22 protein-coding genes and 4 pseudogenes are annotated in these 23994 nt (G+C 68.0%); 17 read left to right on the plus strand and 9 right to left on the minus strand.

The window, feature by feature from the left end:
- Positions 1-37: 37 nt before the first annotated feature.
- The 3 genes and pseudogenes from OG841_RS45390 to OG841_RS45400 form a co-directional block, all read right to left on the minus strand.
- Positions 38-856, minus strand: a pseudogene (locus tag OG841_RS45390) (IS5 family transposase).
- Between the two features lie 7 nt (positions 857-863).
- Positions 864-1856, minus strand: coding sequence for an NADPH:quinone reductase (locus OG841_RS45395; RefSeq protein ID WP_328635994.1), 993 nt, complete (start codon positions 1854-1856; stop codon positions 864-866).
- Positions 1857-1876: 20 nt separating this feature from the next.
- Complete coding sequence (locus OG841_RS45400; RefSeq protein WP_328635993.1) at positions 1877-2455, minus strand: PadR family transcriptional regulator; 579 nt, start codon at positions 2453-2455, stop codon at positions 1877-1879.
- Between the two features lie 33 nt (positions 2456-2488).
- Here OG841_RS45400 and OG841_RS45405 point away from each other — a divergent pair, with 33 nt between their 5' ends.
- The 11 genes and pseudogenes from OG841_RS45405 (at position 2489) to OG841_RS45455 (ending at position 9266) form a co-directional block, all read left to right on the plus strand.
- The gene (locus OG841_RS45405; RefSeq protein WP_365123073.1) at positions 2489-2974 is read left to right on the plus strand and encodes an ester cyclase; all 486 of its coding nucleotides are present in this window, start codon (positions 2489-2491) and stop codon (positions 2972-2974) included.
- A gap of 397 nt (positions 2975-3371) precedes the next feature.
- Positions 3372-3956: a hypothetical protein gene (locus tag OG841_RS45410; protein WP_328635991.1), complete on the plus strand. Its 585-nt coding sequence runs from the start codon at positions 3372-3374 to the stop codon at positions 3954-3956.
- A gap of 14 nt (positions 3957-3970) precedes the next feature.
- The gene (locus OG841_RS45415) at positions 3971-4126 is read left to right on the plus strand and encodes a hypothetical protein (RefSeq protein WP_328635990.1); all 156 of its coding nucleotides are present in this window, start codon (positions 3971-3973) and stop codon (positions 4124-4126) included.
- Positions 4127-4322: 196 nt separating this feature from the next.
- Positions 4323-6089, plus strand: a complete 1767-nt coding sequence (locus tag OG841_RS45420; RefSeq protein ID WP_328635989.1) for a hypothetical protein — start codon at positions 4323-4325, stop codon at positions 6087-6089.
- A 114-nt stretch (positions 6090-6203) separates the two neighbouring features.
- Positions 6204-6434: a hypothetical protein gene (locus OG841_RS45425; RefSeq protein WP_328635988.1), complete on the plus strand. Its 231-nt coding sequence runs from the start codon at positions 6204-6206 to the stop codon at positions 6432-6434.
- 270 nt (positions 6435-6704) lie between these two features.
- Positions 6705-7258: pseudogene (locus OG841_RS45430) on the plus strand (transposase family protein); the annotation flags it as partial.
- A gap of 312 nt (positions 7259-7570) precedes the next feature.
- On the plus strand, positions 7571-7735 hold the full coding sequence (gene rpmG, locus OG841_RS45435) for a 50S ribosomal protein L33 (protein WP_266394988.1): 165 nt from the start codon (positions 7571-7573) through the stop codon (positions 7733-7735).
- A gap of 46 nt (positions 7736-7781) precedes the next feature.
- The gene (locus OG841_RS45440) at positions 7782-8042 is read left to right on the plus strand and encodes a type B 50S ribosomal protein L31 (protein ID WP_328635987.1); all 261 of its coding nucleotides are present in this window, start codon (positions 7782-7784) and stop codon (positions 8040-8042) included.
- Between the two features lie 46 nt (positions 8043-8088).
- Positions 8089-8211, plus strand: coding sequence for a type B 50S ribosomal protein L36 (gene ykgO, locus OG841_RS45445; protein WP_006130958.1), 123 nt, complete (start codon positions 8089-8091; stop codon positions 8209-8211).
- Between the two features lie 251 nt (positions 8212-8462).
- Positions 8463-8963: a universal stress protein gene (locus OG841_RS45450; protein WP_328635986.1), complete on the plus strand. Its 501-nt coding sequence runs from the start codon at positions 8463-8465 to the stop codon at positions 8961-8963.
- A 141-nt stretch (positions 8964-9104) separates the two neighbouring features.
- Positions 9105-9266 carry a hypothetical protein gene (locus OG841_RS45455; RefSeq protein WP_328635985.1) on the plus strand — a complete coding sequence of 54 codons (162 nt, stop codon included), beginning with the start codon at positions 9105-9107 and terminating at the stop codon, positions 9264-9266.
- A gap of 82 nt (positions 9267-9348) precedes the next feature.
- Here OG841_RS45455 and OG841_RS45460 read toward each other — a convergent pair whose 3' ends face one another.
- From OG841_RS45460 to OG841_RS45480, 5 genes are all read right to left on the minus strand, one after another.
- Positions 9349-9816: an RICIN domain-containing protein gene (locus tag OG841_RS45460; RefSeq protein ID WP_371570137.1), complete on the minus strand. Its 468-nt coding sequence runs from the start codon at positions 9814-9816 to the stop codon at positions 9349-9351.
- Positions 9817-10130: 314 nt separating this feature from the next.
- Entirely contained in the window at positions 10131-12473 is a 2343-nt protein-coding gene (locus OG841_RS45465; protein WP_371570140.1) for an alpha-L-fucosidase, read from the minus strand.
- A 274-nt stretch (positions 12474-12747) separates the two neighbouring features.
- Complete coding sequence (locus OG841_RS45470) at positions 12748-14718, minus strand: glycoside hydrolase family 97 protein (RefSeq protein ID WP_328635982.1); 1971 nt, start codon at positions 14716-14718, stop codon at positions 12748-12750.
- A gap of 134 nt (positions 14719-14852) precedes the next feature.
- Positions 14853-16085, minus strand: coding sequence for an ROK family transcriptional regulator (locus OG841_RS45475; RefSeq protein ID WP_328635981.1), 1233 nt, complete (start codon positions 16083-16085; stop codon positions 14853-14855).
- 523 nt (positions 16086-16608) lie between these two features.
- A complete protein-coding gene (locus OG841_RS45480) occupies positions 16609-16764 on the minus strand; it encodes a hypothetical protein (RefSeq protein WP_328635980.1) in 156 nt (51 codons plus the stop codon).
- 39 nt (positions 16765-16803) lie between these two features.
- On the opposite strand from OG841_RS45480, the pseudogene OG841_RS45485 reads away from it, so the two are divergent.
- The 5 genes and pseudogenes from OG841_RS45485 to OG841_RS45505 all read left to right on the plus strand — a co-directional run.
- Positions 16804-17202, plus strand: a pseudogene (locus OG841_RS45485) (ABC transporter permease subunit); the annotation flags it as partial.
- A gap of 63 nt (positions 17203-17265) precedes the next feature.
- Positions 17266-18801, plus strand: coding sequence for an arabinosylfuranosidase ArfA (gene arfA / locus OG841_RS45490; RefSeq protein ID WP_328635979.1), 1536 nt, complete (start codon positions 17266-17268; stop codon positions 18799-18801).
- Positions 18802-18880: 79 nt separating this feature from the next.
- Positions 18881-20386 (plus strand): RICIN domain-containing protein, encoded by a 1506-nt coding sequence (locus OG841_RS45495; protein WP_328635978.1) that lies wholly within the window; start codon positions 18881-18883, stop codon positions 20384-20386.
- A 252-nt stretch (positions 20387-20638) separates the two neighbouring features.
- Positions 20639-20947, plus strand: a complete 309-nt coding sequence (locus tag OG841_RS45500; protein ID WP_365123099.1) for a glycoside hydrolase N-terminal domain-containing protein — start codon at positions 20639-20641, stop codon at positions 20945-20947.
- Positions 20944-21291 (plus strand): annotated as a pseudogene (locus OG841_RS45505) (glycoside hydrolase N-terminal domain-containing protein); the annotation flags it as partial. The gene OG841_RS45500 and the pseudogene OG841_RS45505, both read left to right, overlap by 4 nt.
- 432 nt (positions 21292-21723) lie before the next feature.
- On the opposite strand, the gene OG841_RS45510 reads toward OG841_RS45505, so the two are convergent.
- Positions 21724-22716, minus strand: a complete 993-nt coding sequence (locus tag OG841_RS45510) for a carbohydrate kinase family protein (RefSeq protein WP_328635977.1) — start codon at positions 22714-22716, stop codon at positions 21724-21726.
- A 227-nt stretch (positions 22717-22943) separates the two neighbouring features.
- On the opposite strand from OG841_RS45510, the gene OG841_RS45515 reads away from it, so the two are divergent.
- Positions 22944-23936, plus strand: coding sequence for a LacI family DNA-binding transcriptional regulator (locus tag OG841_RS45515; protein ID WP_371570147.1), 993 nt, complete (start codon positions 22944-22946; stop codon positions 23934-23936).
- Positions 23937-23994: the final 58 nt, after the last annotated feature.

The following is a 23994-nucleotide window of genomic DNA, read 5'->3' on the forward strand; positions in this document are numbered from 1 at the left end:
GAGGTTTACGGGCAGACGTGGCGCCACGGCCACTCTGTCAGGCCAATCCGGTGGAAGCCCGGGAGGCAGCCCACTGCCGAGCCAGCCTGGACGTGGGGCTGGGCGCAACGGCTCCGCGCCCGCATCTGGCTGTTGCTGTCGTGGGGCTCTGTCGTTCCCAGTGGATCCGTAGGCGGCGGAAGCAGTGCAGCCAGGAGATCGTCCGCTCGACGACCCAGCCGAAAGTGCCCAGGCCGGTGCCGTGCGGTTGTCCCCGTTCGGCGATCGCGGGCCGGATGCCGCGTTGTCGCAGGAGCCGGCGGTACTTGTCATGGTCGTAACCGCGGTCGGCCCATGACTCCGGCCACTGCCGGGATCTTGTCCAACAGGGGCAGCAGTTGGGTGACGTCGTTGCGGTTGCCGCCGGTCAGCGACACCGCGAGAGGGATCCCTTGGCCGTCGGTGATGATGTGGTGTTTGCTGCCCGGCCGTGCGCGGTCGACCGGGCTGGGTCCGCTTTTGGGCCCGTGCGTGCGGCCCGGACGTGGGAGGAGTCGAGCTCCGCCCGCGACCAGTCCAGCTGGTTCTTCGAGCGCAGCTTGTGCAGCAGCTGGTGCAGCTTCTCCCAGACGCCGGCCTCGTTCCAGGTAGCCAGGCGCCGCCAGCACGTCATGCCCGAGCCGAAGCCCAGCTCCTGGGGCAGGTACTCCCACTGGATCCCGGTGTGCAGCACGACCAGGATCCCGCACAGGGCCTGCCGGTCGGGCACTCGCGGCCGTCCCTCCGCCGGCTTCGGCGCCGGTTCTGGCTACAACGGCTCGATCAGCGACCACTGTTCGTCCGACACGATCCACGGCCGCGACTGACGCTTCCCCATGCCCTCATCAACGGCGACCAGGCCCGACGGTGAGCAGGATGCGGCCGTGGCCACCGCCGGTGTCGACGTGGTCGTGGGCCTTGGCGATGTCGTCCAGCGGGTAGCGGTCGCGGACGTCGACGGTGAGGGCGCCGACGGCGGCGGCGGAGGTGAGGTCGCGGGCGGCCTGGCGCTTGGCCTCGGCGGGGAAGTCGTCGCTGCCGAGCAGCCGCAGGGTGACGTTGTTGAACAGCAGAGGCCAGAAAGGGATTTCGGTGCGGTCTGCGCGGGTGGCATAGGCGGCAATGACGGCATTGTTGGCGGCGACGGCGTTGTCGAGGTCGGCGTTGTCGGACAGCGCGACCTCGATGATCCGGTCGACGCCCCGCGGGGCGTACGAGCGGATGGCAGCGGCGGGGTCGCCGGTGTCCAGGGCGACGGCGTGGGAGACGACGGCCGGGTCGACGTGGTCGAGGTCCGCGGTTCGGCGGACGGTGGCGATCACGGTGGCGCCGGCCCAGTGGGCGAGCTGGGCGGCCAGGGAGCCGACGCCGCCAAGGACTCCGTGGACCAGGACCAGTTGGCCGTCGACCGGGCCGTCGGTGAAGACGGTGCGGTGGGCGGTGATGCCGGGGATGCCGAGGCTCGCGCCCAGCTCGTCACTGAGGTGGTCGGGCAGGGGTGGGGCTTGGTGGTCGGGTACGACGGTGTACTGGGCGGCGGTGCCGAAGGGTCGGTAGGACTGGGCGCCGTATACCCAGACCCGTTGTCCGACGCGGTGGGCGTCGACTCCGGCGCCCACGGCGTCGATGACTCCGGCGGCGTCGCTGTGCGGGATCACGCGCGGGTAGGGCATGGACGAGCCGAGCCAGCCGCGCCGTTTCTTGGTGTCGCCGGGGTTGACGCCCGAGACGGTGACGCGGACGCGGACCTCGCCGGGGCCGGGGGCGGGATCAGGGAGTTCGCCGACGTGCAGGACATCGGCGGCGGGGCCCTGGTCGTCGTACCAGGAAGCAAGCATCGAGGTTCCTCCGGGGGCGGTCAGTTCGCGGGAGCGGCGGGCGCATGTGGATCACTGTCGGTGCATGCGGTGTCGAATGCGGGCGGCTCCTCGCCGAGGGTCTCGCGCAGCCAGGTCCGTTCGGCGCGGCTGGTGGCGCGGGCGGTGAGCAGCATGCCCCGCCGGTAGGGGTCGGCGATCTCCTCGGCACGCAGGGGCCGCTCGTTGTCGTAGAAGAAGCTCGCCGGTTCTTCCAGGAACTCCAGCCGTCTGCGCAGCACCGTGTGCTGTTCGGCCACGTCGGGCAGGTGGGAGAGGAAGGCCAGGACGACGTAGAACCGGGTGAAGTCGGTGATCTCGTGGTCGGCGGGCTTGCGCAGGCGCTGAAGCATTTCGGCCCGCCCGGCCGCGGTCAGGCTGAGCACGTACCGGGCTGCTCCTGCGGCCGGGTCGGCGCGCCGCTCGATCAAGCCCGCCTTGGTCAGGCGATTGATCGCCGGATACAGGCTGCCGTCACTGACCGGCCGCGTGTAGCCGGTCAGCTGTGAGACGCGGCGACGCAGCTCGTGTCCGGGCAGGGGGCCCTCGGCGAGGAAGCCGAGTATCGCGAGTTCCAGCATGAGTCCATCTTCGCATGCGAACATCGAATCGATGTGAACATCGATTCGATGTTACGCTCGCAGGCACCCGCCCAAACGTCTCTGGAGAGGCACAGCAAGATGCCATCGCAGTCCACCGAGTCAGTGATGAACCGTTTCGTCGAGTTCATCAACACGGGCAACGAGGATCTCGCCCTCGAGGTCATTTCTCCGGACGCGGTGTTCCACGCGCCGAGCCACCCGGAACCACTGCGGGGGCCCGATGGGTACCTGGAAGTCCTCGGCATGATGCGCGGCGGCTTCTCGGATGTGGAGTGGACGCTGGAGGAGACGGTCACCGAAGGCGACACAGTGGCCGCGCGGTTCACCATGCGAGGAACCCACGACGGTGACTTCTTCGGGATCCCGGCGAGCGGCAACAAGATCTCGGTGCAGGCCATGAACTTCTACTACCTGGCCGACGGCCGGATCGTCGGCGAACGCGGCCAGCCCGACCTCCTCGGCGTGATGCAGCAGATCGGTGCCCCACCGGCATCGTGAACCTCGTAGCGCCGCAAGAGGTCGGTCTTCTTCTTGATCCGGCGTCTTCGCGCAGACAGCGCCCATCGCGGTGAGAGCTGAACGCCATGTCATCACTGACGTGACCAGGCCGGGTGGGGGAGTGCTCGCCGCCGTGAGGCCTCCGGCTCCCATGAAATTCGACGTCCATCGCCACCTCTGAACCGAGGTGTTGCAACGACCGTCAGAACCCAGACCACCGGCAGGCTCGCCGCCCCGACCACGGCCCTCCTCGGATGCTTCGACGCACCGGGCCGGCTTCGGTGCACCGGCCGCATCACCGTGCTGAACGCGGCCGCCCGCCGGGCCCACGCCCGCGAGCTACAGTCCGGCCTCCCTCGCCATCCGTGGGCCGGGTAGACCTTCTCGACGGGGTGGGGTGTACGGCAGGAGCTCCCTGGTTCACCGCGACCAGACCCACCACCTCGACCTCGCCAGGGGGTCGGCCGCAGACATCGTCACGGCCGTCTTCCACACCATCCCCGAAGGCGTGGAACGGATCTACATCACCGCCTGCGACCCCTGTCACCGTGACACCAGCCGCTATCCCTATCTGCGCGACGCGGTCGCCGCCTGGCTGAGCGCCCCCATTCCCGGCTGGCGCACCGGCACCGGCCGCGACCGCGACCGGATGGCCGGGCACTTCGTCCACGCCCGCCATCCCGTAGGCCGCTACCAGCGCGACAACGGCGAGCAGCATGTGGATATCCGCTCGGTGGGGGAGTGGTTCGACCTCGACGGCGACGCCCCGCACATCGTCCGCGACGCCTTCGTGCTGCTGTGGCAGGCACTGCGACGCCACTGGAGTGACGCGGTCCTGATGGGTTCCCCTCCCAGACCGGCCGCGACCTGTGGACCCGCACCATCCCCATCCGCGGCCAGCATGCCGAGGGCTTTCCCGTGCTGTCGGAGAACCTGCGTGCTCTGCTGCACGTTACCGCCAGCCAGGGCCGCAACGAACTGATCACCCCGCCCCGCGTGCCCGAGCAACTGTCCCAGCTCGTCGGATACGACCGCACCTTCGCCTACGCCAAGCACACCTGGAAGTCCCCGGTCGGCACCCCCCGCCGCATCACCGCCCGCACCTTCGCCCACCTGGAGATCCCCACCTGGCGGCCCGCGGCATCTCACTGAAGCCGAGACACCCCTGGGGTCTGTGTGATGTCGTGATCAAAGGCCGCTTGCAAGAGATCTCCGACCCAGAACATCGTGGTGCGGAGTTCGAGGCCAGCCTACGAGTGTGCCAAAGGTTGCGTAAAATCAGCATCTTCCCTGCAGCGCAGGGCGGGAGAGACCCCCACACTGAATCCCCTGTACAACGGGGGGCGAAATGGCCACGAAGCCAAAGAGACACCAGTTACTGCTGAGCATCATCTTGATCGGCGTCGCGTCGTTCCACCTCGGTTCATGGGAAGCCCACTGGTACCTCGCCGTCATGCGAGTGGGTCTACTGTTTATAGCTTTCTTGATCCTTTATGTCGAGGGGCGTCGTCGTCACCTTCAGTCCCTGGAGCGCCCAGGTTCGGATGAAGGCCGACGTGTCGGTGTTCCGCCGGCTCACGCAAGCGAGCTTCAGCGCCTCGCCGGAAACAAACGCTACACCCCCACGATGACGCAGGTTTTCGCGCTTGCCGTGATCGAGCCAAGCGACCTGCGGCAAAGAGTGGTCGAAACGTACACCCCGACTCATCGAACGCTTGACCAGAGGGTGACCGTGGATGTCCAGGTTCCCGCACGATTCGCCGGTCGGCGCACAGATGCAGATGCCGGGACCAGTGGACCTGACGCCGAACGGATCGCGTTCCCTGTGATCATTCCCCCGAAGGGGACACTGCTCGACAACTTCGATATCTACGACGAGGCGGGCAGGCATGTTGCGGCGCTGTCGTATCGCGAGTCACTGCTGCTTACCGCCTGCACGCTGCGTACTCTCCTCTTGAGCGCGTATAAAGCCAAAAGGCTCCCCGCTGAAGCTGTCACCGCGGAGTATCAGGCGCTAGCAGCGATAATCCAGCGGAACAACCCCGGAGCGGACCGGGATGAGAGCCGGCCATGGCTGTCCCAGGAGGCCGGATCGGCCATTCGCATGCTCAGCGAGCTGGAGTCTGCCGTCACCGACAAAGCGTCCTTGAGGATGGCCATTCGTCTGGCGAAGGAGCTCTCAGGTCACTATGCCGTCGTGGCGCCCATCTCTCTTCCGCCAGGCGGACGCTTCTCCCTCCGCTACGAGCGCTCACTGATCCCTGAGTTGGAGCTGACTCCCGAAAGGCACATGCGGTTCCGTCAGTCCGGCAAGTGGACAAGGGGCATCCAAAGCGCGTGGATAGACGTCAAGGGGAAGCTGCGTGTACTCCTTGGCACACGTCCCGTTAGCGTCACCGTCTCTCTGGACAACGCATGGACGTGCCAGAGCTACCACGTCCGCGTCCAGGCGCCACCAGGGCTGTACCTTCGACGGCAGGAGCTTGACGCCTCCAAGGAGTACCTCAAGAAGCGAACAAAAGGCGCTCCCACGCCGCCTTATTATCGCTTCCGCGGTCGCTTCGGACAGTCATTCGCGCACTTCTACGGCAGATTCTTCTCGGTACCCGACGTCCCTGCCACTCGTGCCAAGCTCAAGCTCTACTTCTATGAGACACCGCCTGGATCGAACTTCCGGGCGGTGGTAGCCTCGGCGACCTGTTTGACGCTGGTATGGGCAGTCGCTTTTTCAATGTCCCGTGTGCCGGATCCAGGAACTGATGCTCCGGCTTTCCTGCTCGCTTTTCCCGGCGTCGCAGCGAGCTGGCTGGGCTTTGAGTCGCCCACGAATCGGCTCTTCGAGGGGACATTGGCGGCACGTTTGTCCCTGACGCTCACCACGATTACGTCCATAGCAGCGAGTGGACTGTTTATGATGAACAGGGCAGGAGTGCGGCTTCCCTTCCACGTAACGGCCCTGCAGGACAGTTCTTTCCTCGGTGTCTACAGGGTCCCCTGGATGATACTGGTTGCCGCCTCGCTCGTTAACACGGCATACATCGGCTACAGGTATCTCGTTGACAGTGCCACGTTTAAATATCTTGCCGAAAGGGTAAATCAAGCACAAAATCTGTAGTCCGTACTTTAGTGCAGGGGGGATGCGGTAATGTCACGCGGAGTCAAGGAAATGGAAAACGCGCACGCGGATAGTGAGGGCCCTCATGAAGATGATCCGAGTTCCCTTCAACGTATGAAGCGACGCCTGCTCGGTAAAATACAGGGAGAAGAGGAAGAGCGGGCGGAAGGGGACTGGACTGGATATTATGTCGCCAGTCATGACTGGCCCGCCTTCGAGAATGACATTCCTATGGAGGATGTCTACCGTATCCTTGACGGATTTAATGAATACCTGCCGTTCGCTCAAGAAAGCCTTGCGGCCGGTGCATTCGAGGACGATGACGGCATCGGAAGCCAGGAGTAGAAACAGGCGGTTTCCACCATCGGTCGGCTGTTTGCCACTCGCGGGTGGCGAGGGTCGGGTGCCACGAACTTGACGAATTTCGTGGCAGCTCCCATTACGTCGTGGGCGATGACCATCGAGTCCAATACTTCGGTTTTGTCGTGTGAGTTCTCGACGCCCGTGATCCGAGTGGAAGACCATGAGCCTTTTCCAACCTCGCACTGAAGCTGCGAGGTGGAGCGTCTGGATGAAAATCCCTTGCGGCCAAGGGTGGTGATCGCTCTACGGTTGTTCCGCTACATCCGCGAGGCCGTGGACCTCCTGGCCGCGCTGGTTTCCCATGCTTCAACAGGCCCTCAACCGCGCGGAAGACAAGGCGTTCGTGATCCTGGACGGCACCCTGTTGCCCATTTACCGGATCGCTGCCGACCGGCCCTTCCACTCGGGCAAGCATCGCAAGCACGGCACGGATGTCCAAGTCCTCGCAGACCCGTTCGGCCGCCTGCTGTGGGCCTCTGCCGCGCGCCCGGCGCCGTGCACGACATGAAGACGGCTCGCACCCAGGCGTCATCGACGCCTAGGCCGAGATCGGCCTGGTTTGCTACGGCGACGAGGGCTATCAGGGCGCTGGCGGCACCGTACGGGTGCCCTTTCGTGGCAAACACCGCGACCTCTCCGTCGGTCAGCAGGCCGCCAATGTCGCCCACACGCGCATCCGCGCCGTCGGCAAACAGGCAATGGCCACCCCGAAGGGCTGGCGTCTCCTGCGCAAACTGCGGTGCAGCACCACCCGCGTCACCGGCCTCGTGCAGGCAGTCCTCGCGCTTCACATCGGATGCGCCTGAGATTGGAAAGGGCTCAGTAAGAGAGACATGTCCGCTGCGTGCGCCCGCGCGTCTGACCGACAAGGCTCCGGGCCCGTGCGGCCATCGCATCCGGCAGACCGATCCAGGCGGTGCGGTCGTCCTGGGTAGGGGCGCCGAGGAGGAAGGCGCGCCGCTCGGCCTGCCGGAGGTGGTGGCGGTCGGGCAGGCCGGCGGGTCCGCCCTTGAGGCGGAACCGGTGGCCATCGGGAATGACGCGCTGGACGGCTTTGTTGCAACGACTGCATGACATGACCGAGTCAAAGCGCTCGGTGGTGGTGGAAGGAGGACCTCATGGCACGCAGCACTACGCGGCCCGTCGTCACGCTCAGGTCGACGGCCGGCACCGGAGTCACCTACGTGACGCGCAAGAACCGTCTGACCAACCCCGACCGGCTGGTCGTGCGCAAGTACGACCCGGTGGCCGACAAGCACGTTCTGTTCCGCGAAGAACGATGACACCCGCCTCGGCCGTCGACCGAGGTTGCACAAGGAGGCACCACCCATGAGGTCCGGCATTCACCCCGTCTCCCGCCCCGTTGTCTTCCGCGACCGTGCGGCAGGCTTCCACCTGCTCACCCGCTCCACCCTCGACACACATCACACGGTGGAGTGGGAGGACGGCACTACGTACCCGGTGGTCGACGTGGACATCTCGTCCGCGAGTCACCCGTTCTACACCGGCACCTCGCGGGTCGTGGACACCGCGGGCCGAGTGGAGCGCTTCGAGCGACGCTACGGCCGTTCCGCTCCCGTCCGTCCCTGACCGTCCGAGCCGTCTCACCCCTGCAAGGCTCTGCAAGGAGGCCGCCATGAAGGTGCGCAAGTCGCTCCGCTCGCTGAAGGCCAAACCCGGCGCTCAGGTGGTGCGCAGGCGTGGCGTGACTTTTGTGATCAACAAGAAGGACCCTCGCTTCAAGGCCCGCCAGGGCTGACGCCACTGCGCAGCATCTCGGCGGCCCGACACCGTACTCGCGGTGCCGGGCCGCTGCCGGATATGCAGCCGGCGCGGACTGGAGGCGTACCGTGCGAGAGCACGACACTGCGTGGAGCTGGGCGAGTTCACCCGGCTGCCTGTACACCGTGGCCGGCCCGCGGTGGCCTGCTCGGTGGTATCACTCCGGGGCGCACTGCGCCTGATCGGAACCCGACCGAGTCGTTGCGAGAGGCTGGGAGGATCACCCCTATGGCCATCGTCGTCTGGATCGTCGAGGGCACCTGGCCCGCGTGTGTGGATGCCGCCCGCGCGCACGCGCCCGAGGACGCCGACATCGTGCTGCTGCACGTGACCGGGCAGGAGATTGCAGGGGTCGCGCACGGCGCGTTCGCCGGCCTCCTCGGCCGCGGCCGCCCCGAACGCGATCCCGGCATCCAGATGGAGCAGCTCGTCGCCGACTCCGCTGCGCAGTTGCTGCAGAAAGCGGTCGACCGTCTGGGCCGGCCCTGTACTCGTGACGAGCGCACCGGCCGCATCGAGCGCGAGGTGGTCGCCGCGGCCCAAGGAGCCGGACTGCTCATCGTGGCCCGCGACGGCGATCGCAGCCATTTGGGCCCCAAGAGCCTGGGCCCAGCCAGCCGGTTCGTCGTCGATCATGCCCCCTGCCCTGTGCTGCTGGTGTGGCCCGAGCAAGCACCCGGTCTGGGCAGCATCCCGCCACCGCCCCCTCGGCCACCCCACCACCGGTAAGGCCCGCAGCGAAGGTGGGGCAGACCAGGCAGTGACATAGGCGGGGACATCTCACGCATGCTCGGCCTTGCGTCGCGTCCACGACGACCAACGGCGGTCGACACCGGATTCATCCGTGAACCGGCGGGCACATTGAACTCCGTGACGACTGGGGGGAAGCCCTACTACTACCTCGCCGACGCCACCGGCAACGTCCTGGGCCTGGTCGTCGACGCGGGCAAGCGCACCCACACCTACGCCGACGGCCCCACCACCGAAGCGGTACGGGCGCCCGCTACTACGCCCCCCCAGGTCGGCCGTTGAGTAGGTCGGAGCATCTGAACAGCCCGGTGTAGGTGCTGGCGCATACGGAAAGAGCGGAAATGGAATGCGCCGGAACGATGCGTCAATGGACGACGCAATAAGAAAAGTGCGAACCTTTTCTGCCGTTTTGATCGCAGGGGGGATATGTGCAGGTATTGCAGGAACGGTTACTGGCGATACCGTGCCGATCGTCCTCGGAGTGATTGCCGCAGTCAGTGGAGTGATCCTGGCAGTCTTCGCCTTTCTGGGCCACCGCAAAACCCGCTCGTGACACGATGATGTGGATTCGCTGGAAGCCGTCCGGTGTGGACTGGAAGGCCCACTGCCGGTTCGATCCGCCGGAGTAGGGCCACTGGATCACGGCGGCACCGTCCGCGTTCGAGGCGCCGGCGACCTTGCCGCTGCGCACGCTGACGCACTTGTACGCCCTGGTGGGTGCGAGCGTGTACTGCACCGAGTCGGCGTCGACGCAGCCGGTGCCGTTCGGGTTGTGGGTGTAGAGGCCGATCTGATCGCGTCGACAGCCGCCCCAGGTCAGCACGTCGATCATCTGCCGGTGGCAGTAGCTCTCCGGTCTGCCTCCCCGGCCTGTCGGCCGGCCCGGAAGCGGTAGCAGGTCCCGCACGAGTGGCCCACTCGGCATCGAAGCGGACCGACCACGCGAGGGGGTGACGGGCATCGAGCCTCATGACCGCCCTCTGAGGTGGCACGGCGGTGGCCGCCCGTGCGGACAGAAGCCCGGGAAGCGTGACGGCCACGGCCATGAGTGCCGCCGCGGTCAGGAACCGGCTGCGGTCGAGAGGCTGGTCGGACAGGCTTGGGGTGCTGACTCCAGTTCCGTGGCGCGCCCCCTGCCATGCGCCGTCACAGCGCGAGGACCTGCCAGTCCTGGTTGGACCCGCCGGTGGAGGGCCACTGGATGACGTTGGCGCCGTCGGCGGTGGAGGCGTTGGCGACGTCGGCGCACCAGCCGGTGCGGACGTTGACGAGCCGGTAGTAGCCGCTGGTGGCCGAGGGGATCAGCTTCCACCACTGGTTGTCGCCGCCGTTGTCGGACGACTGGGTCAGGGTGGCGCCCTGGGTGCTGTCGGGGCTTTGCAGGAGCTTGCTGCTCTTGGCGTTGACCAGCCGGAACGATCCGTCGCTGTTCGGCAGGAGGCTCCACTGCTGGTTGGTCCCGCCGCCGTAGGGCCACTGGATGAGCGTGGCGCCGTCCGCTGTCGAGGCGTTGGCGACGTCCAGTGCCTTGCCGCTCTTGCGGTTGATCACCTTGTAGGTGCCCAGGTCCGCGGTGAAGGGACGGTCGTAGACCTCCAGGTTGCGGATCGACGCGTACACCCCGGCGGGCATCCCGGTGACGGTGACGCGGACGTACCGGGCCTGGGCCTGGAACGCGACCGTCTGGACCTGGCGCGTGCCGGGGGTGGCGGTGTTGTCGACGAGCGTGGTCCACGTGCTGTTGTCGGTGGAGCCCTCGATCTTGTACCGGTAGTTGGTCTTGTCCAGTTCCCAGGCGATCCGGGTGCCGGTCAGGGAGCGGGTCGAGCCGAGGTCGACCTTGAGCCAGTGGCCGGTGTTGCCGTCGTTCGCGCACCAGCGGGTGGCGGTGGCTCCGTCGACCGCCTTGGCCGCGGTGTTGCCCTTGGACGTCTCCTCGCTGTCGGCGGTCGCGGTCTTGCCGGCGGCGATGTCGGCCGGTTGCACGGAGCGGTCCAGTGAGACCCCGACGACGCTGTCCTCGGGGATGCGGGTGCGGTTGATGCCGGTGATCGTCACCCTGCCGTCCGCGCCCACGGTGTACGGGAGGTCGGTGCCCGCGGCGACGTCGAAGACGCGGGTGACCTGGGCGTCCCCGATCGACGGGGTGGTGAAGGAGGTTCCGCTGTATCCGGGCAGCAGGTGGAGGTAGAAGGTGCTGTCCTTGGACGTGAAGCCGTACTTGCCGTCCACCGGCTGCCAGGGTCCGCCGCGGGTGCCGTAGACGGCCTGGCCGCAGGAGGTCAGGAAGGAACCGACCCGGCGCACCACTGCGGCCTGGTCGGCGGGGATCGCCCCGGTCCGGTCGGGACCGACGTTGAGCAGGCAGACCATGTTGCGCACCCAGGAGTTGACCAGGATGTTCATGATGGTGCCGAAGCTCATCACGGGTGCGCCGGCCTTGTAGCCCCAGGTGCCGCAGATGGTGAAGTTCTTCTCCGACAGAAGCCCGGTGCGCATGGCGCCGGTGGGGATCGCGCCGCCTTCCTCGCTGATGTAGTCGCCCATCCAGCCGGAGCGAGGGTTGACCACGACGTCAGGTTGGTGCTTCCGCACCAGGCCCATCACACCGAGGGGGCTGCCGGTGGTGGAGTCGGTATCGCTGTAGGCGGGGTCCACCGGCCACTGATTGGCGCTGTCGCGGATCTTTCCGGGCTCCCAGAAGAAGGCAGCGTCCGCGTCCCGGCCTTGCTGGCCCAGCCAGCCGCCGTCGAAGTAGATGTCGTCGATCTTGCCGTACTTGGTCATCAGCTCTTTGACCTGCTGGTACACCTCGTTCTTCATGACCCGCGCGTTCTCCTTGTGCGCGGGATCGGTGGTGTAACCCCACTTGTTCGGCAGGCAGTTGGTGCCGGTGACGTCGTAGTAGCCGGGGTAACGCCAGCTCATCGGGGAGAAGTACAGGCCCACCTTGAGCCCGGCGTCGCGTACGGCGGTGACGTACTCGCCGACCAGGTCCCGCTGCATCGGGGCCTGTCCGGCATGGAAGGCGTTGGGGTGGGTGGACGGCCACAGGGCGAAGCCCTCGTGGTGACGGGTCGTCAGGACTGTGTACTTCGCGCCCATGTCCTTGGCCAGCAGGGCCCAGTCGGCCGGCTTGTAGGCGCTCGCCGTGAACTGCTCGCTGGTCGCGTCGGTGAAGTACTTCTTGTAGTTCTCCGGCGTGACCGCCGAGTTCTCCATGTACCACTCGCCCTTGGCCGGGCCCGAGTACACACCCCAGTGGATGAACATGCCCAGCTTGGCGTCCTGCAGCCACTTGAGCTTCTCGTTGGACTGCTGCTCGATGCCCAGCTCCGACGTGGGGATCCGCAGGGGGAGAAGGGGCAGCGGCTGGGGGGAGGAGGTGGCGGCGTGTGCGGGTGTCGCCAGCGTCGGTGAGACGGTGGCGGCAACCGTCATGGCAGCCATGCCGGACAGCACTCTGCGGCGACTGATCGGTTCGGACAAGGCTCTCTCCTGATCGTTCGCGGAACAGCACGGACGGTCTCGCGGCTCAGGTGTGGCGCGAGCATGTCTGGGGGCACCGCGGGGGCGGGACCTGGACCGGCCGGCCCGGCCCCGCCCCTGCGGCGGTACTGCCGTCATGGCCACGGTGCGAGACGGGGCCCCGGCGCGGGCGGGCTCGTCGTACGTCAACGGCTCCCCGGGTCACTCCGTCGACTCCGCGACCCACGGCGGCTGAAGTACGTCATGTTCACCGATGGAATCCCCGTCCGTCGCGTCAGCTCGGCTTGAGGATGATCGCCTGGCCGCCCGCGGGAGCCATCGCCACGTCCAGTGCGGTGGCCGAGGTGACCGTCCGGGAGTTGACCACGACCGGCGTCTGGTAGGGGCTGGCGCCCGGAGTGCCGTCGGCGTAGACGGTCGCCGTGAATGTTCCGCCACCCAGGAACGTCAGTGGGAGCGACAGGGTCCGGGATGTCTCGTTGGTCATCGCCCCGACGTACCAGGTGTCGCCGTGGCGGCGGGCGACCACGACGTACTGGCCGATCGATCCGGCGAGGGCGCGGCTCTCGTCCCAGGTGGTGGGGATGGCGTCGAACCACGGCAGCCCCGGCCAGTTGGAGGGGTTGGCGAACTTGGACGGCGAGTCGTACCAGTACAGGAAGTTCAGCGGCTGATAGAAGACCGCCGCCATGGCCATCTGGTGGACGTTGGTGGTCCGGTCCCGCGACTGGCCGTAGCAGATGGTGTAGTCCATCGGCCCGCCGATGTTGCGGGCGAACGGCAGGGTGACGTTGTGGCTCGCGGTCGGGAAGCGCTCGTTGCCGCGCACGCCCTCCATGGTGACCCAGTTCGGGTACGTCCGTTCGTAGCCGAACGGCCGCACGTCGTCGTGCAGGTCGATCAGCAGTTTGTACTTGGCCGCCGTCCTGACCCAGTTCGTGATCTGGTTCGTCATCGCCTGGGTGCCGTCGTCGACGAATCCGAGCTTGACCCCTGCGACGCCCCAGCTCTTGTAGAGGCCGAACAGGCTGTCGGGGTTGCCCGCCGCTCTGCGGTCGACGTAGAGGATGACGCCGATGCCCTTGCTCGTGGCGTAGGAGATGACCGAGGGCAGGTCGATGTCCGCTATCGGCTTCGTCGCGTCGGTGCTGCTGACGTCGCCGTACCAGCCACCGTCGTACTCGATGTACTGCAGGCCGCGAGCCACGGCGAAGTCGACGCCCGCCATCCCGGCGGCGGTGGTCAGCTGTACACGGAAGGCCTTGCCGGGCTTGATCCACGAGGTGTCGGCCAACGCGCTCGCTGGGGCCAGGTTGAGCACCAGCTCGGCGTTGTCGACGAGTTCGGCGTGGGTGGAGCCGGTCACCACCGCCCGCCAGGGCGTGGCGAACGGCGTGGTGACCGTCGAGGTCGTCTGGACCGTGTCCGCACCGCGGGCGGTGTGCTCCATCAGGTAGGCGGCGAGCGTGCCCGGCTGCCCGGACACGGAACTGAGCATCAGCCGCGGGAAGTTGAGACGGGAGGATTCACAGATGCAGGCGATCAGACTGCCGCCGGCGTAGGTGGCGGTCAGCGGCAGGTCGGTCAGTGGGCCGGTGTCCGTGGTCGAGGTGCCCGTGGAGGGGATCGAGCCGGGCGCGACCGGGTTGTAGGGGTCCTCGTCACGCGCGCTGTAGACCAGGGTGCCGTCGGGGAAGGCGAACGTGGTCAGCTCGTCGGCGATCGTGGCGGCGCCCTTGTCGAGCAGCACGTACCGGAAGGCGACGCCGGTCGGGTAGGCGCGGATCTGGACGCTGAAGTTGATCAGCGAGGCGGTGTCCTGGAGGTTCCAGCGCATCTCCTGGTACCGGTCGCGGACGGTCGCGTTGCGGCCGTACACCGGAGTCCAGGTGTTGTCGATGGTCCAGTGCTGATAGTTGGTGATCACCGTGCCGGCGGCGCCGAGCACCGTCCCGTCGCTCAGCTTGAGGCCGAGAGCCGAGGTGTCGACCACCCTCGCGCCTTTTCGCTTCGCCGACCAGCTGAGCGCGCCCGAAGTCAGCGACATCGTGATGGTGTTGCTGCCGTCGGGGGCCGTCGCGGTGACCGAGGCGTCAGCCGCCGCGGCCGTCCCGGCGCCGCCGGCGCCCAGCGCCGCGGCTCCCAGGGTGACGGCGGCGCCCTTGAGGAGTCGACGCCGCGAGACTTGTCCCGGGGCGTCGGCCGACGGCTGTTCAGGTAGGGCGTGACGCGCTGAATCTGCCATGGCTCGTGCACCTCTCCGTTGCGGGCATTTCGATGTGATACAGACAAAAAATGTCAAACGAACCTGATCGCGGGCGCAGTTGGGCACGCGGTGGGGGTTCCGCCCTCGAGCTGGAGCCGCTCACAGCAGGAGTGTCAGGACAGGAACCCTTCCAGGACGAGGGTTGCCGCGCCGAGGCTGACCGGGTTGCGGTCGATGGGGCAGAGGCTGATCTCGGTGCCTTCCCAGGGTTCGGCGAGTGCGTAGTGGGCGGCGGTGGCGCGTAGGTGCGGCAGGACGGCGCTGCCCAGACTGTCGGCGACCCATCCGGTGAGCACGATGATCTGCGGGTTGCACAGGTTGATCAGGTTGGCGATGGCGATGCCGAGGTAACGGCCGGTCGTGGCGATCACCTGCTGTGCGGCGGGGTCGCCGGCCGCGTGGGCGGTGGCCAGGGCGTTGATGGTCGCCGTCTGGTCGTCGGGGTACAGGAGCGGGCTCTCCGGATCGGTCTCCGCGAGGTGCTGCATGATGCCGGGTGCGCCCACGTAGGTCTCCACGCATCCGACGCATCCGCGGCGGCACGTGCGGCCGTCGATGACCAGGCTGGTGTGGCCCCATTCGCCGGCCGTGTTCGTGGCCCCGCGGTAGAGCGCCCCCTGGACGGCCAGGCCGGCGCCGACGCCGGTTCCCAGGGTGAGGACGGCGACGTCGTCGTGGCCGCGGGCGGCACCGAACCACAGTTCGGCAACGGTGCTGGCACGCAGCGGGTTGTCGAGGAGGATCGGCACATCAGGGACCCGGTCCGTGAGCAGGTCCAGCAGCGGCACGTCGTTCCACCGCCAGTTCGGGGCGAAGACGGAGGCCGTGCCGTCCGGCCGTACCTGGCCGGGAATGCTGACGCCGATCCCGAGGATCCTGCCGCGCTCCACCTTGGCCTGCGCGATCGCGTCGTCGACTCCGCGGACGATACGGTCGACGACGTAGTCCGGCGAGTTGGCGTGCGGGTGCAGTTCGTACTCGGCTCTGGCCAGAACCCGCAGAGCGGGATCGAAGACCTCGACGTGGACGTAGGTCTCGGCGATGTCGATGCCGATGAGCCGGGGTCCCTCGAGGTCGGGCGCGAGAAGGTTCCGCGGGCGTCCGCCCCCCGAAGCCTGCTGTCCGATCTCGGCAAGAAGCCCCAACTCGTGCAACTCGTTGACGATGTCGGAGGCGGTGGCCACCGACAGGCCCGTGGCTGCGGCGATGTCACGCCTGACGACGGGCGCCGAGGCGATGAGATGCCGCATCACCGCGAAACGGTTGGTCCGGCGTATGTCCTGGTACGTCCGCTTCAACGACGTCGTCCTGTGCTCGATGCGGCTGGGGCGTCCGATCGTAACCACGGCGTGCACGCCGTTGGAACTGCCGTGCGCAGACTTTTTCTGGCTTGTTGACGAAGGGGTGTAGCGCGCATAACCTGCGTCTCGATCCGCTCGCTGCACCCCCGTCAGCGGCAGGAATTGCCCCCTCCGAATGCGTGCCCCCTCACCCCGCGGGCTTCGCGTCGCGCCCAAACCGGCCGCACTCCGCGGCCGCCCACGGCGTGATCACCCGCCGTCGCGGGCCCCGTCCCCAAGTCCCCTTCCCACGCCTGTTCTTCACAGCAGAGGTGGCCATGTCCCCTGAGCGGAACCCCAGCAGATCGTTCGGCCGCAGGCCCTTCCTGCACGCCTCCGGCGCTGTGGCGGCGGCGGGATTCCTGGCCGCGTGCGGCGGGAACACCGGTCGCGGCGGCTCCACCGGCGGTAAGGCGGCGATCAGCCAGTGCTATCACCGGTACGGCGAGGCCGGCATCCAGCAGGCGGCGGTGCGGTACGCGAAGGCGTACACCAAGGCCGACGTGTCGGTGCAGTGGATCCCCGGTGACTACGCCTCCAAGCTCTCCAGCGGCCTGGCCTCCAGCGGCCTGGTCTCCAGCAGCGGCCCCGACGTCTTCGAGTTCCACCACGACGTCCAGATGGGCAAGTCCGGGCAGATCGTGCCGCTGGACGACATCATCGCGGACGTGAAGTCCGACTTCACGGAGAAGGACCTGGCTGCCAACTCGGTTGACAGCAGGGTCTGCCCGGCCTGTTCAGCTGCTTCACCGCCTTCGTCTTCCGGCAGTACTTCCTCGGCTTCCCCAAGGCACCGGAGGAGGCCGCCCGGATCCACGGCCTCGGCAGCTGGGGCACGTGCGGGCGGATCGTCGTCCCCAACTCCACCGGCTTCTTCTCGGCGATCGCGGCGATCACCTTCACCACCAACTGGAACGCCTTCGTGCGGCCGCTGCTCATCGGCCAGGACAAGTCCAGCTGGACGGTGCAGGTGGCCCGGTCGACCTTCACCACCGTCCAGACCGTCGACATCCACGAGCTGTTCCTCGCCGCCACCGTGTTCATCCTGCCGCTGGTACTCGTCTTCCTCTTCCGGCAGCGGTACCTGGTCGAAGGCGTCGCGCACACCGGCATCAAGGGCTGACCGCAGGCGCCCGGCAATCGCACAGAACGCCGTACTTCACACCAATCCATCCCGGAGCGACCCATGCCCCACCCCGTCAGCCACCCGCCGCTCGCAGGGGCCATACATATGGACCCCAACTTCACCGTCGGCGAGGTGAATCCGCGGTTGTTCGGATCCTTCGTCGAGCACCTCGGCCGCTGCGTCTACACCGGCGTCTTCGAACCGGACCACCCGAGCGCCGACGAGGACGGACTGCGCACCGACGTCCTGGCCCTGATCCGGGAACTGGGCGTCACCATGGTCCGCTACCCCGGGGGCAACTTCGTCTCCGGCTACCGCTGGGAAGACGGAGTCGGCCCGGGGGAGCAGCGGCCCCGCCGGCTCGACGGTGCCTGGCGGACCGTCGAGACGAACCAGTTCGGGCTGAACGAGTTCATGCGCTTCGCGGCCAAGGCCGACGTCGAGCCGATGCAAGCCGTCAACCTCGGCACCCGCGGCCTGCAAGAGGCACTCGACCTCCTCGAGTACACCAACCACCCCGGCGGCACGGCTTTGTCCGAGCTGCGCCGCTCGCACGGCGTGGACAAGCCGCACGGCATCCAACTGTGGTGCCTGGGCAACGAGATGGACGGCCCTTGGCAGCTCGGTCACAAGAGCGCCGACGAATACGGCCGCCTCGCCGCCGTCACCGCCAAGGCCATGCGTGACGTCGACCCCGGCCTGGAACTGGTCGCCTGCGGAAGCTCCAACCGCTCCATGCCGACCTTCGGTGCCTGGGAGGCGACGGTCCTGGAGCACACGTACGACCTCGTCGACTTCATCTCCTGCCACGCCTACTACGAGGAGAGCGACAGCGACGTCGACAGCTTCCTCGCCTCGGCCGCCGATATGGAAGCCTTCATCGACGGTGTGGTCGCCACCGCCGACCACATCGGGGCCAAGCGCCACTCAAGCAAACGGATCAACCTCTCCTTCGACGAGTGGAACGTCTGGTACCAGAGCCAGCCGGTCAACAACACCGACACCCCGGACTGGAGCGTGGCCCCGCGCCAGCTCGAGGACGTCTACAACGTCACCGACGCCGTCGTGGTCGGTACCCTGCTGATCACCCTGCTGCGCCACTGCGACCGCGTCACCGCGGCCTGCCTCGCCCAGCTGGTGAACGTCATCGCCCCCATCATGACCGAGCCGGGCGGCCCGGCCTGGCGGCAGACCATCTTCCATCCCTTCGCCGACGCGGCCCGTCAAGGTGGCGGCCAGGTGCTCCGGCTCGCCCTGGACAGCCCCGTCCACGACACCGCCCGCTACGGCGAGGTGCCCCTGCTGCACGCGACCGCCGTCCAGCGCGAGGACGGGACGCTCACCGTCCTCGCCGTCAACCGGGACACGACGAGGCCGCTCGAACTCACCGCCGACCTGCGGGCGTTCAACCCGGTGGCCGGGCAGCCGACGCACACCGCCCTGACCGACCCCAACCGGCACGCGGCCAACACGTTCCAACACCAGGACCGCGTGACGCCGAAGCCGGTGACCGGCACCGTCACGGACGGCGGACGGCTGAGCGCCCTGCTGCCACCGATGTCCTGGAACACCATCACCATCCCACTCGCCCCCTGAGCGGCCCCAGGAACCCACCGCTCTTCCCGTACATCCGTACACCCGCACCAAACCCGGACCTCAACGGAGAGGCGAGACCATGCCCGACACCACCTCGCACCCCACACCGTCACCGCGCACCCGATGGCGGACCACCCTCCTCACGCTTCTGACCCTGCTCGGCGGCCTCGCCGCCCTGCTGATCCCCACCACGCAGGCACAAGCGGCCTCGGTGACGTTCACGACGGGTGCCGACCGGACCGATCAGAACGGCAACGCGCTCCAGCTGCACGGCCTGGGCATCATCAAGGTGGGCAGCACCTGGTTCGGCTTCGGCGAGGACAAGACCGGCAGGGCATCGGGGGACACGTCCTTCCAGGACATCCCGTGCTACACCTCGACCGACCTCGCCAACTGGACCTACCAGGGTCAGGCCCTGAGCCGGCAGGCCGCGGGTGACCTGGGCCCCAGCCGCATCGTGGAGCGGCCGAAGGTCATCTACAACGCGTCGACCAGCACGTACGTGATGTACATGCACATCGACAGCACCAGCTACGCCGAGGCCAGGGTCGGCGTGGCCACCAGCAGCACCCCCTGCGGCCCGTACACCTACCGGGGAAGCTTCCGGCCGATGGGCAACCTCAGCCGCGACATCGGCCTGTTCCAGGACACCGACGGCACCGGCTACCTGCTGAGCGAGGACCGCAACAACGGCCTGCGCATCTACAAGCTGTCCGCCGACTACCTCTCCGTGGACAGCGCGGTGGCGGTGCTGGGCAGTGGCGGCAGCAGCGGCAGCGTCGAGTCGCCCGCCATGGTGAAGATCAACGGCATGTACTACGTCTTCGGCTCCCACCTGACCGGCTGGAGCCTGAACGACAACATCTACGCTACCGCCACCTCGCTGAGCGGCCCGTGGTCGGCGTTCCGCGACTTCGCCGCCCCCGGCACCAAAACCTATGGCAGCCAGACGGCGAACGTCATCACCGTCCAGGGCACCGCGGGCACCACGTACATCTACGCCGGTGACCGCTGGGACACCTCCAACCTGGGCGCGTCGAAGCTGATTTGGCTGCCGCTGACCATCCGGGGCACGACGGTGAACCTCGGTCAGTACCCGACCTGGTCCCTCGACGTGGACGCGGGCACGTGGACGCCTGGCAGCGGGATCCCGTCGCAGGGGGTCCACACCCTGAAGAACGTCGGCAGCTCCATGCTGATGGATGTCTCGGGCGGCTCCACGGCAAGCGGAGCCAAGATCATCCAGTGGCCGTCCGCCGGCAGTACCAACCAGCAGTGGACCCTCACCCGGGTGACGGACAACATCTACACGCTCAAGAGCGTCAAGAGCGGCCTGTGCCTGGACGTCCCGAGCAAGTCGACCACCGCCGGAGTCCAGTTGCACCAGTGGACCTGCAACGGCGGGACCAACCAGCAGTGGGCCCTCGACCTGACCGGCAGCTACACCGGCAGCAACTACATGCTGGTCGGCGTCGGCAGCGGCCTGCACATCGGGGTCGCGGGCTCCACCGCCCAGGGAGCGGCGGTGGACCAGGAACTCGGCGGCAGCGCGAGCGTCAACAGCGAGACCTGGACGTTCTCCTGACCGCGTGCCCCGGCGGCCCCGCCATCGAGGGGGCCGCCGGGGCACGTCCCTCACGGGGAATCGTCCCAACTCCCGCATTCCTCACAGCCCTCAGCAGACAAAGGAGGTTGCGCAATGGACCACTCCATGGGTCGCAGGCGCCTCCTGACCGCTCCGCACTGACCGCCGGAGCGGCCGCCCTCCCTGGCGGTTTCCTCTCGGGGAACGCCGCGGCCGCCGTCCCGCCGACAGATCACCGTCCCCCACCGCGGCATCTACGACACGTCCCCCGCCGCCTCCTGGACCGACGGCTTCCTCACCGGCAACGGCACGTGCGGAGCCATCCTCCACGGGGCGGCCACACGGGAGAAGGTGGTCTTCGACCACCACCGTCTGGTGCTGCCGAACGGCACCCGCACCGTGCAGCCCCCCGTGATCTCAGGCCGCTTGGAGGGCGTACGCGACAAGGCACTCGCCGCGGACCCTCCGGCGTCAACAGCGACTTCACCTCCGGGTGGTCACTGCGCTGGAGGCAGAGCTACCACCCCGCGTACGAACTGCACATCGACACCCCAGGCATGACCACGGTCAACGACTACGGCCGGGTCGACGACTTCCGTACCGGCGAGGTCAGTTCCAGCTGGACCGACCAGTGCGGCACCTGGACCCGCAGGGCCGTCGTCTCCCGCGCCGACGACGTGATCGTCCACGAGCTGATCCTCGCGCCCGGCCGCACCATCGACACCACCCTGGGCGTCAACACCGCGCTCGACGGAGTGCCGAGCAGTGTCGGTTTCCCCACGCGCGCCACGACGAGCAACGGATCGGGCTACCTGAACCTGCGTGGCACCTACCCGTCGGGGCAGGGCGCCTTCGGCTATGAGGGAGTCACCCGGGTCCTCGCCACGGGATCGGGGGCCTCCGTCAGCGTCAGTGGCTCCACCATCGTGGTGGCGAGGGCGACCAGGGTGATCCTGCTGACCAAGCTGGGCCGTCGACCGACAGCACCGTCCACGGCACAGTCCCAGGCCAGCCCCTCACGCCACACCGGAACCGGCGTTTTCGGCTTCGCCGTATCCCGCAGATCCCGAGCGGCCTTCGTATCGACGTTGCCGTTCGATGCAAGGACATCCGTTGTCCGACCCAGCCATGGACTCCTCCTGTTCCTGCGGTCGTCGTCACGGCGCCGCCGGCAGACCTCGGTGAGGGCCGCACCTGATCCCAGGCGCCGCCAGGCTCCCCGGCTCTGCGGCCCCGCAACCATGGCGGCGCCGCGGCAACAGCGCGTACGGGGTGTCGGCAGTGCGGATTCGGCGGCCGTTCCCGCAGTCATGGCGACGGGAACGGGTATGCCGCGTTCAGGCAGGGGGCAGGAGCCCATCCACCTCGGCCTCCAGCCCCACTGCATCCGCCGCGGGCGGGTTCGCGCCGGGGACGGAGCAGGTCAGGGCGGCGACACGGGCGGCGAAGGTGCAGGCGTCGGTGAGGTCTTCGAGGCTGAGCCGGTCCAGTCGGCCGCCGAGGTGTCCGAGGGCGGCGAGGCGGTGGAGCAGGCCCGCGGTGTAGGAGTCTCCGGCCCCGACGGTGTCGACGACGTCCACCCTCGGGGCCGAGACGGTGACGCGGAGACCGTCGAGGGAGGCAAGGGCGCCGCGCCCGCCGAAGGTGATGACGACGAGGCGCGCGCCGGCGGCATGCCAGGTGTCGCACGCCTCCTCAGGGCCGACGCCGGGCAGGAGCAGCGCGAGGTCGTCCTCGCTGAGGCGCAGGATGTCGGCGACGGCGCACCAGTGGGGGAGCCGTTCGCGGTATGCGGCGGGCGGTACGAGCAGGGGGCGGACGTTGGGGTCGATGGACACGGTGACGTGCTCGCGTGCCTTGGCGAGGTGGTCCTCGATGCGGCTGCCGCCGGGCTGTTGTATCAGTGCCAGGGAGCCGGTGTGCAGGCAGGCCGCCTCGTCCTGCTGGGTGGCGGCGAGTTCGTCGGCGGTCCACTGCCAGTCGGCGGATCTGTCGGCGTAGAAGGTGTAGGTGGCCTGGCCGGACTCGTCGAGGTCGGCGACGGCGAGCGTGCTGGGCTCGGGGGCGGCGGTCACGCTGCCGGTCAGGTCGACGCCGGAGGCAGTGAGGCGGGCATGGAAGAGGGCGCCGAAGACGTCGTGGGAGAACCGCCCGAGGAAACGCGTCCGGGTACCGAGCCGGGCGAGGGCGACGGCGGTGTTGGCCGGGCCGCCACCGGGCAGGGCCCGCAGCGCGAGTACATCGGCGTCGGATCGGGCGGGGTCGGGGAAGGCGTCGGCGACGCACTCACCGAGGACGGTGACGCTGACGGGGGCCTGGGCTCGGGCCATGGTGACTGTCTGCCTCTCTCAGGAAGAGCGCGGGTGGAGATGGGCACCGGGCCGGTGGCCTGATGCGGCCCACGCGCAGGTATTGACATGCCGCTCAAGGCGGACGTAACTTCCCTGCCACAAGGAAGTAACGCGCGTTATTAAAGCGCGAAACCGGAGGCGTTGTCTCGCCTCCGGCTGGTCGAAAGGGAGTGGAAGTGGCCACGAACAGGACGCATCGCGTGACCATGAGCGATGTGGCTCGCCACGCGGGTGTCTCGCGGACCACGGTCTCCTTCGTCCTCAACGACAAGCCCGGTGCCGCCATCCCCGAGGAGACCCGTCGGCGGATCCTGGAGGCGATCGACGAGCTCGGCTACCGGCCCAACGCCGGAGCGCGGGCGCTGGCCGCGAACCGCAGCGGGTGGTTCGGGTTGATCACCGAGATCGTGACCGGCCCGTTCGCGGGGGAGGTGATCACGGGCGCGCAGGGCCGCGCCTGGGCTGACCGGAGGTTCCTGCTGATCGCCGCGAGCGAGGGCGATCCCGCCCAGGAGGCTGCCGCGCTCGACCAGATGCTGGAGCACCGGGTGGAAGGGCTGCTGTACGCCACGACCTGGCACCGGGCCGTCACGCTCCCCAAGGCCGCCCGGGAGGTCCCGACGGTGCTCGTCAACTGCTACGACGCGGAAGGTGAGCTGCCGTGCATCCTGCCCGACGAGGTGTCGGGCGGATACAAGGCGACCCGCCGGCTTCTGGAAGCCGGTCACACCCGCATCGGGTTCATCAACCTCGACCCGGCGATCCCGGCCGCCATCGGCAGGCGCGACGGATACGAACGTGCCCTGCGCGAGGCCGGGATCACCCCCGACCCCTCCCTCGTCGTCCCCGGTTGGGCGACCGCCGACAGCGCCTATACCGCCGCCGGTGAACTCCTTGACCGCCCGGCCGGCGACCGGCCGACCGCGCTGTTCTGCGGAAACGACCGGATGGCGATGGGCGCGTACGACGCGATCAAGGAACGTGGGCTGCGCATCCGGCACGACGTGGCCGTGGTGGGCTTCGACAACCAGGAACTCATCGCCGCCTATCTGCGGCCGAAGCTGACGACGCTCGCCCTGCCCTTCGAGGCCATGGGCACCAAGGGCATCGACATGCTCGCCGCTCTCGCAGCGGGGCAGCCGCTCGACACCCATCAGGTGACGATCGACTGCCCGCTGCTCGAACGCTCGTCGGTCTGACCGCTAATCAGTCCGACGAGGATCCCATCCCGTCTTCGCCCTGTGTGTTGAAGAGAGG

Source organism: Streptomyces canus, assembly GCF_041435015.1.
In the GTDB taxonomy this organism is placed as follows: domain Bacteria; phylum Actinomycetota; class Actinomycetes; order Streptomycetales; family Streptomycetaceae; genus Streptomyces; species Streptomyces canus_G.

What these genes read in the sequence shown, in the direction of transcription:
- ykgO (WP_006130958.1), top strand. Translation starts at nt 8,089, where the DNA reads ATGAAGGTGCGCAAGTCGCTCCGCTCGCTGAAGGCCAAACCCGGCGCT.
- OG841_RS45495 (WP_328635978.1), top strand. Translation starts at nt 18,881, where the DNA reads ATGCCCGACACCACCTCGCACCCCACACCGTCACCGCGCACCCGATGG.
- OG841_RS45400 (WP_328635993.1), bottom strand. Translation starts at nt 2,455, where the DNA reads ATGCTGGAACTCGCGATACTCGGCTTCCTCGCCGAGGGCCCCCTGCCC.
- OG841_RS45395 (WP_328635994.1), bottom strand. Translation starts at nt 1,856, where the DNA reads ATGCTTGCTTCCTGGTACGACGACCAGGGCCCCGCCGCCGATGTCCTG.
- OG841_RS45515 (WP_371570147.1), top strand. Translation starts at nt 22,944, where the DNA reads ATGAGCGATGTGGCTCGCCACGCGGGTGTCTCGCGGACCACGGTCTCC.
- rpmG (WP_266394988.1), top strand. Translation starts at nt 7,571, where the DNA reads ATGGCACGCAGCACTACGCGGCCCGTCGTCACGCTCAGGTCGACGGCC.
- OG841_RS45460 (WP_371570137.1), bottom strand. Translation starts at nt 9,816, where the DNA reads ATGATCGACGTGCTGACCTGGGGCGGCTGTCGACGCGATCAGATCGGC.
- OG841_RS45440 (WP_328635987.1), top strand. Translation starts at nt 7,782, where the DNA reads ATGAGGTCCGGCATTCACCCCGTCTCCCGCCCCGTTGTCTTCCGCGAC.
- OG841_RS45425 (WP_328635988.1), top strand. Translation starts at nt 6,204, where the DNA reads ATGAAGCGACGCCTGCTCGGTAAAATACAGGGAGAAGAGGAAGAGCGG.
- OG841_RS45510 (WP_328635977.1), bottom strand. Translation starts at nt 22,716, where the DNA reads ATGGCCCGAGCCCAGGCCCCCGTCAGCGTCACCGTCCTCGGTGAGTGC.
- OG841_RS45470 (WP_328635982.1), bottom strand. Translation starts at nt 14,718, where the DNA reads ATGGCAGATTCAGCGCGTCACGCCCTACCTGAACAGCCGTCGGCCGAC.
- OG841_RS45420 (WP_328635989.1), top strand. Translation starts at nt 4,323, where the DNA reads ATGGCCACGAAGCCAAAGAGACACCAGTTACTGCTGAGCATCATCTTG.
- OG841_RS45450 (WP_328635986.1), top strand. Translation starts at nt 8,463, where the DNA reads ATGGCCATCGTCGTCTGGATCGTCGAGGGCACCTGGCCCGCGTGTGTG.
- arfA (WP_328635979.1), top strand. Translation starts at nt 17,266, where the DNA reads ATGCCCCACCCCGTCAGCCACCCGCCGCTCGCAGGGGCCATACATATG.